This window comes from Sporosarcina sp. NCCP-2331, from assembly GCF_023707945.1.
Taxonomy (GTDB): Bacteria; Bacillota; Bacilli; order Bacillales_A; family Planococcaceae; genus Sporosarcina; species Sporosarcina cascadiensis.
On record NZ_BRCD01000003.1, the window covers coordinates 156,729 to 165,215 of the forward strand.

At 42.0% G+C, this 8,487-nt stretch carries 12 protein-coding genes; 11 read left to right on the forward strand and 1 reads right to left on the reverse strand.

The window, feature by feature from the left end; genetic code table 11:
- Window positions 1–22 precede the first annotated feature (22 nt).
- Window positions 23–757 carry a hypothetical protein gene (locus tag NCCP2331_RS03160; RefSeq protein ID WP_251668455.1) on the forward strand — a complete coding sequence of 245 codons (735 nt, stop codon included), beginning with the start codon at window positions 23–25 and terminating at the stop codon, window positions 755–757.
- On the opposite strand, the gene NCCP2331_RS03165 is transcribed toward NCCP2331_RS03160, so the two are convergent.
- On the reverse strand, window positions 732–1,652 hold the full coding sequence (locus NCCP2331_RS03165; RefSeq protein ID WP_251668456.1) for an MBL fold metallo-hydrolase: 921 nt from the start codon (window positions 1,650–1,652) through the stop codon (window positions 732–734). The genes NCCP2331_RS03160 and NCCP2331_RS03165 overlap by 26 nt on opposite strands.
- A gap of 202 nt (window positions 1,653–1,854) precedes the next feature.
- Between NCCP2331_RS03165 and NCCP2331_RS03170 the strand changes: the two genes are divergently transcribed.
- From NCCP2331_RS03170 to NCCP2331_RS03215, 10 genes are all read left to right on the forward strand, one after another.
- Window positions 1,855–2,646, forward strand: coding sequence for an alpha/beta fold hydrolase (locus NCCP2331_RS03170; RefSeq protein WP_153723590.1), 792 nt, complete (start codon window positions 1,855–1,857; stop codon window positions 2,644–2,646).
- 37 nt (window positions 2,647–2,683) lie between these two features.
- Window positions 2,684–2,854 carry a hypothetical protein gene (locus NCCP2331_RS03175; protein ID WP_153723589.1) on the forward strand — a complete coding sequence of 57 codons (171 nt, stop codon included), beginning with the start codon at window positions 2,684–2,686 and terminating at the stop codon, window positions 2,852–2,854.
- A gap of 24 nt (window positions 2,855–2,878) precedes the next feature.
- The gene (locus NCCP2331_RS03180) at window positions 2,879–3,133 is read left to right on the forward strand and encodes a hypothetical protein (protein WP_153723588.1); all 255 of its coding nucleotides are present in this window, start codon (window positions 2,879–2,881) and stop codon (window positions 3,131–3,133) included.
- A gap of 82 nt (window positions 3,134–3,215) precedes the next feature.
- Window positions 3,216–3,695, forward strand: coding sequence for a hypothetical protein (locus NCCP2331_RS03185; protein ID WP_153723587.1), 480 nt, complete (start codon window positions 3,216–3,218; stop codon window positions 3,693–3,695).
- Between the two features lie 70 nt (window positions 3,696–3,765).
- Window positions 3,766–5,583, forward strand: coding sequence for a serine hydrolase domain-containing protein (locus NCCP2331_RS03190; RefSeq protein WP_251668457.1), 1,818 nt, complete (start codon window positions 3,766–3,768; stop codon window positions 5,581–5,583).
- 62 nt (window positions 5,584–5,645) lie between these two features.
- Window positions 5,646–6,239 (forward strand): DUF2268 domain-containing putative Zn-dependent protease, encoded by a 594-nt coding sequence (locus NCCP2331_RS03195; protein ID WP_483882475.1) that lies wholly within the window; start codon window positions 5,646–5,648, stop codon window positions 6,237–6,239.
- Window positions 6,240–6,422: 183 nt separating this feature from the next.
- Window positions 6,423–7,022 carry a stage II sporulation protein M gene (locus tag NCCP2331_RS03200; RefSeq protein ID WP_264879265.1) on the forward strand — a complete coding sequence of 200 codons (600 nt, stop codon included), beginning with the start codon at window positions 6,423–6,425 and terminating at the stop codon, window positions 7,020–7,022.
- Between the two features lie 83 nt (window positions 7,023–7,105).
- Window positions 7,106–7,456, forward strand: coding sequence for a hypothetical protein (locus NCCP2331_RS03205; protein WP_251668462.1), 351 nt, complete (start codon window positions 7,106–7,108; stop codon window positions 7,454–7,456).
- Window positions 7,457–7,719: 263 nt separating this feature from the next.
- Window positions 7,720–8,034 carry a hypothetical protein gene (locus NCCP2331_RS03210; protein WP_153723583.1) on the forward strand — a complete coding sequence of 105 codons (315 nt, stop codon included), beginning with the start codon at window positions 7,720–7,722 and terminating at the stop codon, window positions 8,032–8,034.
- A gap of 27 nt (window positions 8,035–8,061) precedes the next feature.
- Window positions 8,062–8,412, forward strand: a complete 351-nt coding sequence (locus tag NCCP2331_RS03215; RefSeq protein ID WP_251668465.1) for a DUF2200 domain-containing protein — start codon at window positions 8,062–8,064, stop codon at window positions 8,410–8,412.
- The last annotated feature ends 75 nt before the right edge of the window (window positions 8,413–8,487 follow it).

Below are 8,487 nucleotides of genomic sequence, written 5' to 3' on the forward strand. Positions count from 1 at the left end.
CAGCATGAAGGGGAGTTTGTGTATGACGGTAAAAAGAATATCAGGCTTCATTTTGTTGCTGCTATTCTTCAGCAGTATAGTAGCCGGCTGTTCGACGGATCAGGCAGACTTGGAAAAAGTAAAAGGTGAAGGCTTGACGTTCAGCGAATACTTCAAATCCTACGACCATCTGGATGAACGAGAGCGTGTCAATTACTATAAACCGATTCCAATTATCGAATCAGATACCTCATTATCCGAAAAAATGAAAACCGCTGTAAAGACGATTGATCTTACGAAGCTTCCGTTCCAGACTGACGAGCAGAAAGTGTATCTGGTCACATCCAAAGACGAGAATGGTAACGTGAAAAATCAAGTGCAGTTAAGCTATTTTGGCACAGATGAGTATGGCTTATCCGATGACTTTTTCATTGTTTCGGTAACGGAAGCTGATAAAAATCCACTTGAATCATACGATAGTACAGAGAAAACTGACTCTGTTGGAAATGAGATCAGGAAAGAACAGCTAACGGAAGATCTGCCTGTGTATCAACAAGTTCTCGCTACCGACAGTGCGTTATTATATCGGTATTATGAAGAAACGGATAAAGGGATAGCTGTTGTGGGGACAGCTGCCAATGAATTTTACGCTTATTATGAAGGACATATTTATCACATAGGATATTCGATTGACAAAGAACTGAATGACGAGGAAATGCAGGAAAAGATGCTGCAGCTGGTCCGTGAATATATCACAGCCAGTGCGTTTCCCCAATAAGTAATTTCCTTAATTGAGAGGCATTCAATTGCTGTCTGTTCCACTCTGCATCCAGTCGTTCAATCGCTTCTGGCCCGGTGTCGTCAGCTAAATGATAGGCACCATAATGCATCGGGATAAATGTCTTTCCATTCAGCTCCAAAAATGCTTTCACCGCATCTTCTGGATTAATATGGTCGACTTTCATAAACCAATCGGGCTCATAGGCGCCGATCGGCATCAGCACGGTGTCGATAGTGAACCTAGCGGCAATTTCCTTGAAGCCGCGGAAATAGCCTGTGTCACCGACGAAATAGACGGAATGTTCCCTGCTTTCGATAATCCAGCCGCCCCAATGGGAAGTGTTCGTATCGGTCAGCGTCCGTTTCGTCCAATGCTGCGCTGGCACAAATGTGAATGTCAGGTCATCGAGCAGGAAGGAATCGTACCATTCTCCCTCGACTACTTTTTTATAACCCCGTCTTTTGAATGCGCGTCCCAAACCAGCAGGAACGAAATAAGTCGGCTTGCCTTTCAAACGCCTAATGGTCGCGAAATCCAGGTGATCATAATGACCGTGAGAAATAAGCACGGCATCGATTTCCGGCAGCTCGTTCAGTTTGATGCCGGGTTTCGTCAATCGTTTCATAATCGGCATGCGGGACGCCCAGACTGGATCGGTAATCATATTGAGTCCGTTCATTTGAATTAAAAATGTGGAGTGTCCGATCCAGGTGATAGAAGCTACGGTTCTGTTGGCAAATAGCCGGCTGGTTTCTTTAGAAGGCGCCTGTTCGATCGACAAGCTGAGGTCTTTTGGATTCTTCCTGCGTTCGCTCTGCCAGCGCAAGAGATCGTGCAAGGAATTTCCGCTGCTCATATGATCCAGGTTCGTATAGCGCTTTTTCGGTGACATGAATGACCTTCCCTTCGCCAATCTCTATTTGGAGGTGCCTGTGCGCGACACAACTTGGAAACAATTCTGAATAGTGTCCGAGTTGTGTGGCGCACAGGCACGCTAAAAATAGTTTAATGGAAAATCTGCTTGGATTTCAAATAAAGGAGACTGCAGTCAGCTTCAAGTTATTTGATTGAAGAAAAGGGGTGTGAGAATAACCATGGAGAAAAAATTCATACATACTCAAAATGGAGATTTATATTATTGGATTGGGGGCAATCAAAGATCTGATGCAAAATGTCTCGTTTTTGTACACGGCATGACGGCTGACCATTCGATGTTTGATAAGCAAGTTAATTATTTCCTTAACGAGTGTAAAATTATCACCTTAGATCTGCCGCTGCATGGAGAGTCCCGATATTACAAGGATTTTACATTCACAAACATTGCGGACGTATTAAAAAATATATTGACTCAAGAAAACATATGCAAAGTTGTACTAGTGGGTCAGTCTTTAGGCGGCTATGTTTGCCAGGAGTTTGGAGTCCGTTACCCTGAACATGTAGAGGGGTTGGTAGGCGTTGGTGCCACTCCTTTTGGATATTATTACTATTCGAGACGGGAAAGGTTTATCTTATCTAGGGTAGGTTATTTATCTTCCTTAATTCCTTATAAAATGTTAATCAAAAGTATTTCCAAAGGTGCAACCAGAACAGATTATGCGTTTGCTGTTATGTTTTCTTCGATTTCTAAACTTAGCAAAGAGGAAATTATCAACATCATGGACATATCCTATAAAGAATTACTTAAGAGAACTAAAACAGCTAAATTTCCCTTTCCTGTCTTATTAGTAATTGGGGAAAAAGATCATACGGGGAATGTGAAGAAATATAATTATAAATGGTCAGCCCGGACCGGGTATCCAGTAGCTGTAATAAGTGATGCTGCGCATAACGCCAATGTCGACAATTACAACGAATTTAATCATGTATTGGCAGGTTTTCTAAGCTGAATGATTTATTGGAGAGCTGACTGGAAGAGGTGAAAAAATGAAGAGAAATTTTATGATTCTTGCATTTTCACTGGCGCTTTTACTTTTAGGATGCTCTGAAAAAAGTCAGAGTTCAGCGGATACCCCCGAGGATGCTTTACAGTTGATGTTGGTTGAAAACGATGAAAGAGAAACTCATGTGTATGGATCTCATCAAGTGAATGGATAGTTAGAATTACTGGTTTTTAGAGGAATGATGAATGATCAGGATATTTGGGTAGCTGAGGTTCATGAAGAAGATGGTCAATGGGCAATTAGAGAAACATTTCAAATGAATGGACCGTTTGAGGACGCTGAGGACGTGGAGACTGTATTTGTAAATGAGGAGCCGGGGTATGAAATGGGATATATCCAAGACGGTATTCCGGTTCCTGATGATGCAGAGGTTTTTGAATTTGAAGGAGTTTTCGATTGGAAGATTTGGTTTATGTCGAGCTTGCAGCAGTAGTAAGCGCAGAAGATATCAGTGACTTTGGGAATCAAGCGCAGTTCATTTATCAATTTTACTAATAGAAAAGTAGGGTGTACGTATGATCAAACGTTTTATCATGATGTTGCTGATGACCAGTGTTTTATTTTTATCTGCCTGCAGCGAAGATGATGAATTAAGCTATTTCCCGTCAAAAGAAGAGGCTATAGAAGATCTTATTCAAAGCGATGAAATTAAAGGGAATATTGACTTGATTACGACAACGAATGACGAAGAACTATTGGTGATCAAACTCAAGAAAAACATGTATTCTGCAGGGGAACTATTCAAAAATAAAGATGGCTATTCTGCCCATAGAATATCGGCAAATGTTGTCATGGAGATGGGTGGAAGCTGGGAATTAGAAACAAACTCCAATCACAAATACACCATTTATTTTGAAAAAGAGCAGGAAAATCAAAACTACTTCCAACTATCAAATAAGGATTATTACATCTCGCTTGCCGAAGGGCATAAGATAAGTACGCCTGATCCGAGTTTTACAAATGCGATAAATGAGATCCGGGCGGTTACAGAGTAAAGAAGAAGTAAGCAGATCTAGGTACCAGATTCCAAAATGAAACTGTTTGGGGAAGGGGAGCGGAAACATAGTGGGCAGTCGTCAGGTTTTTAAAATGTTCATCTGCTTTCTGCTGCTTGTGAGTTCAATTGCATGGACTTCTCATTCCGCGTTTTCCGAAAGTGAGTTTTCTACTTTGGAAGATCAGCTGGAGATGTATATGAAGGAACATGAAGCGGAGATCGCGGGACTGGCAGCGATTGTGCTGGACCAAGATGACGTGATATACAAGATGAAAGGCTATTCTAATAGAGAAGAACAGATTCCGGTAACAGAAAATACAGTTTTTGAATGGGGATCGGTTTCGAAGATTCTGATCTGGATCAGTGTTCTGCAGTTGGCAGAGTCGGGCAAGCTGGATCTGGACACAGCTGTCGATACGTATCTGCCGAATGATTTTCTTCCTAAAGCAAAGCTTAAGGAACCTGTCACGATGCGGCATTTAATGCATCACACCGCGGGTTTTGATGACAGCTTTACCGACTTGATGATTCACCGCCCAGCCCGGAAGAATTCATTGCGGGAAGTGCTGGAATCGGCGGATGTCCGGCAAGTATTTTCTCCCGGGGAGGTGGTGGCGTATTCGAATTATGGTAGTGCACTCGCTGCGTACATTGTAGAAGAAATCAGCGGCCTGGATTACCGGGACTATGTGCGGAAGAATATCTTCGAGCCCCTTCACATGACGAAAACAGCGATAGACCCCGAACAAGATGATAATAAATGGGTGAAAGAGCAAAGGGGAAAGGTGAAGGGCTATTCGAATGAACTGGAAGTAATCGAACCGAACTTATACGCCATTCCGTTGTATCCGGCAGGCAGTGCGATAGGGACAGCTGGAGATCTTCAGAAATTGCTGCATGCGCTGGCGGCTGAAGATGGAGCCTCTTTATTTTCGGATGAATCCACGATTGATACGCTGTTTGAGCCGACGCTGTATTATCCCGCAACCAATATCCCGAGGGTCGCAAACGGTTTATTTTATTTACCGTCAAAGAGCGGGCATGTGTATGGCCATGGCGGAAACACCAAGGCGTTCAGCTCCTCTTTTTATGTGGATAGAAAAGAACGCACTGGAGCTTTGGTGCTGACGAATAGTGAAAATGAAAGTACGTTCACAGCAGGGATACCTGAACTGGTTTTCGGTAACTATACACATAGTGAAAATGACAGCAGATTGGAAGACTCTTCACAATGGAAAGGTATTTATGAACCGGCCCGGGTGCCCCGGCACGGATTCAGCAAGGTGTATGGACTGCTGTTAAGAAGCCATACGAAACAGAGCGGGCCGCACGATGTTAGGACGAACGGTTTATCTTATTCGCAGCTCGAGCCGGGCATTTATCAAACGGAAAGTGATTTCAGCATGTACAGTATGGATGTGTATTCAGCAGGCCCGCAAGGCGGGAAGCTGTTATCAAATATGTATTCAGATCTGCTGTACATTCCCTATCCTAAACATCTGCTGGAATGGGCTGGAATTATACTCGGGTTGCTGGCTATTGTGTTTTCCTTGTTCTGCATGGCATTAGCGGTATTCCGAAAGGTCCGGAGTAAAAAAAGCATGTACTCGCTTCTATTTGTCCAACATTTGCTGCATCTGCTCTTTGCGCTCAATCTGTTTTGGATATTTAATAAAACTGCTTCCATGGTGAGTTATTCATCTCTCAAACCGTTTTTATTCTGCAATTTTCTGTATGTCGTACTGGCCCTGGCCAGCAGTGGAGTGTTACTTGTCAAAATGAGAAGTAAGAGACTGCGCAAGTACGAAAGGGCTTTTTGGATCCTGACAGTGATCTTTACCTTTATTTTATGTGTAAATGTTTTTTATTGGGAGTTTTATTTGTAAGCGCTGCATAGCGTTGAAACGTGCCTGTGTAAGAAACGATTTGGACACTATTCAGAACCATCATAAATACAGATAAGTTAGATGAAGTATTTGAAGAATCGCTTGTGAAATCCTCCAGTATTCTTCCGGCAGATGAAAAAACTGCCGTATGTATTTTTCCTGAAAATGAAAACTTCCCTTCTGATATGGCGACAATTGGCGCTGGGAAAATTATTGTCCATTATGAAAGGTTCGACCACTATTTTAAACCGGGCATGGCCCATGAATATCATCACAGCGTCTGGCTCGGAAAACATCTGGCGGAAAAAGAGTTTCTGACCGGGTTAGATCATGTAGGATTGGAAGGGGAGGCTGTGATGTTTGAAACTCTCGTGTATCCCAATTTAAACCATATGCATGCTTTATTAGACGAAAGTTTTAACAGCGATCATTGGAGCAAGCTGGAACCGTACCTTGATAGTGTGGCCGGGGAGGAGATTCTGGAAATGAAAATAGGAGGCGCGAATGGACTTCCTACTTCCTACGACTACAGCGAAGGATACAAAATAGTCAGGTCTTACTTAGAATTGCATCCGGAGATAACGGTGGAAGAATGGACCTTTGCAGATCCCAAGGAGATCTATGAAGAAGTGAACTATATAGCGAACTATCGATAATACTTTTGGATTGTCCAATCGACAGCGCGGGTTGGGATTCTGGTGAATGGCAACTTTGCTGTTCAGTAAAAGTGCCATTAGATAATGAAAGTTTCGCAATGGGAAATCTCAGCAGGAAGATGGCGTTACAATTATGGATTGAATATTTATATTCTGGATGAGGTGTCGTAAATCTTTAAAATCGTGAATAACAGTACATGTAAAAGAGCTTTTACATTTTTTATACTAGCAGCAGCTGCCACTATATTGGCAGCCTTGCTTACTTATATAATCAGCCCTGATGTGAAGAGTGTAACAGAATGGGTTGATAATAGGTCGCCAGAGCAGGTGAAAGAGGCCACGGGGATTAAAAAAGTAGGGGCATACATTGTGAATAATGGGTTTAGCGTGCCTTTACAAATGTTTGTCCTGGCATTCATTCCAGTGCAATTTCTATATCTAGTAAACATACTTACAACTTCTTTATTGCCTGGCATCCTTTTTGGCATTCTATTGCAGCTTGAACCCAGAAAAGGTTTGGAGATCATCACATCTGCGATTCCTCATTATGTAATAGAAGTGTTTGCACTTTGTTTATTTGCCGCAGTTTTATTTGAACTAAATCGGGCTGTCAGAGGTAAAATCAGAAATGTATGTAAGAAAGACAAAGAGAGAATATCTTTTGGCAGGAAGGCTCTCAAAACAGTGAAAATCTACGTGCTGTTCGTGCTGCCGCTGATTGCCCTGGCTGCCTTTGTGGAAACGTACATAGGCGATATGATATTGAGCTTAATTCAACAGTAGTTTGGAGAAATAGTGAAACGTGCGTATGATCTTTATTTTCAAACGTACTATAATTGCGATTCTGAGCAGGATGGAGGTGTGCTATGACACATTATTATTATCTATCTTCAGATAAAAGAATGAATGCAGGAAGCGGGTCCCTTGATTTTAACTTTATGGAGACAGAGATTTCAGGATTCGATTATCCGATTCAAATAGAAATGCAAAGTCTTGAAAAGAAGTGGGAGCTGCGGGAGTTACTGCAATATATTCACAACCACACAGCTCCTTATGAGGTTTGCCATGTGCAAATCGCAAATCTGTTAAGTTCGAATCGTGTTGGATTGGAAATATTAAGAAAATCCGAAGTGTACTTGCACGAGATCACTGATGTCAGCCAGCTTTTATTGCAGGAAGGAAGCATGCTGACTATAAAAAAGAACGTTGAGAGCTAAAGGGTTATGGAAATGAGGAATCGTCATCGAAGTTATTTTGAGCAGTTCATTTTCTATTGTCATCATTGGGATTATGGTTGTATTCATTCTAAAAGCAGGGAGGATTGCCTTTAGGAGAAAAACCATATCAAAAAGAAAACAGCAGATATTGATGTCCGCAGTGATTTTGATTGCCTTACTGACAGCGGCAATCCTGCCGTTTGGTTATGAAAAAATGTATAGTTTCATTCTCTGATATCTCATAGAATTTCAAGGAGGAACCTATGAATAACAAAATTCGACTGCTGTTATTATTCGCTGCGATTGCGGTGTTTGCATTATTCTTCATCTTCACTGGCGACAGCGTTGTCGGGAGTACGACTGAATATATAAATGTAATCGATAAAGACCATGAGATTAATTCTGATGAACAATGGATTGTACTCGCGAATGAAAGGCAAGTATATATTGAAGATTTCAGTATATGGGCATTAATCGAAGTGGATCAGAACTATACTGTGGATTATGTGCTGATGAAAAAGTCGGGAAGGCACATATTACGAAAGATCGTCCCAGGAGATTATAAAGGCCGTTTATAATATGCATACGGAAAAGTGGAGAATGCAATGACGAAACATAAAATTTATACGATGAGTTTTGCGAAAGTCTATCCTCTTTACATAGCGAAGGCGGAGAGGAAAGGGCGTACGAAAAAGGAAGTGGATGAAATTATCCAATGGCTGACGGGTTACAGTGAAGAAGAATTGGACATGCAGCTGGAAAAGCAGACAGATTTTGAGACGTTCTTTGAAGAGGCTCCGCAGCTTCATCCGTCCCGCGAATTGATTAAGGGCGTCATCTGCGGTGTGCGGGTGGAAGATATTGAAGAACCGCTCATGCGGGAAATCCGGTATATGGATAAGCTGATTGATGAACTGGCAAAAGGAAAGAAGATGGAGAATATTTTACGGAAGTAATTCAAGATTGCTGAATTGAGGTGCCTGTGTGCGACACAACCTGGACACTATTCTGAATTGTGTTGAAGTTGTGTG

Bases quoted from the DNA above. Each gene is read 5' to 3' on its own strand.
- NCCP2331_RS03160 (WP_251668455.1), top strand. From the start codon at position 23: ATGACGGTAAAAAGAATATCAGGCTTCATTTTGTTGCTGCTATTCTTC.
- NCCP2331_RS03165 (WP_251668456.1), bottom strand. From the start codon at position 1,652: ATGTCACCGAAAAAGCGCTATACGAACCTGGATCATATGAGCAGCGGA.
- NCCP2331_RS03170 (WP_153723590.1), top strand. From the start codon at position 1,855: ATGGAGAAAAAATTCATACATACTCAAAATGGAGATTTATATTATTGG.
- NCCP2331_RS03175 (WP_153723589.1), top strand. From the start codon at position 2,684: ATGAAGAGAAATTTTATGATTCTTGCATTTTCACTGGCGCTTTTACTT.
- NCCP2331_RS03180 (WP_153723588.1), top strand. From the start codon at position 2,879: ATGATGAATGATCAGGATATTTGGGTAGCTGAGGTTCATGAAGAAGAT.
- NCCP2331_RS03185 (WP_153723587.1), top strand. From the start codon at position 3,216: ATGATCAAACGTTTTATCATGATGTTGCTGATGACCAGTGTTTTATTT.
- NCCP2331_RS03205 (WP_251668462.1), top strand. From the start codon at position 7,106: ATGACACATTATTATTATCTATCTTCAGATAAAAGAATGAATGCAGGA.
- NCCP2331_RS03210 (WP_153723583.1), top strand. From the start codon at position 7,720: ATGAATAACAAAATTCGACTGCTGTTATTATTCGCTGCGATTGCGGTG.
- NCCP2331_RS03215 (WP_251668465.1), top strand. From the start codon at position 8,062: ATGACGAAACATAAAATTTATACGATGAGTTTTGCGAAAGTCTATCCT.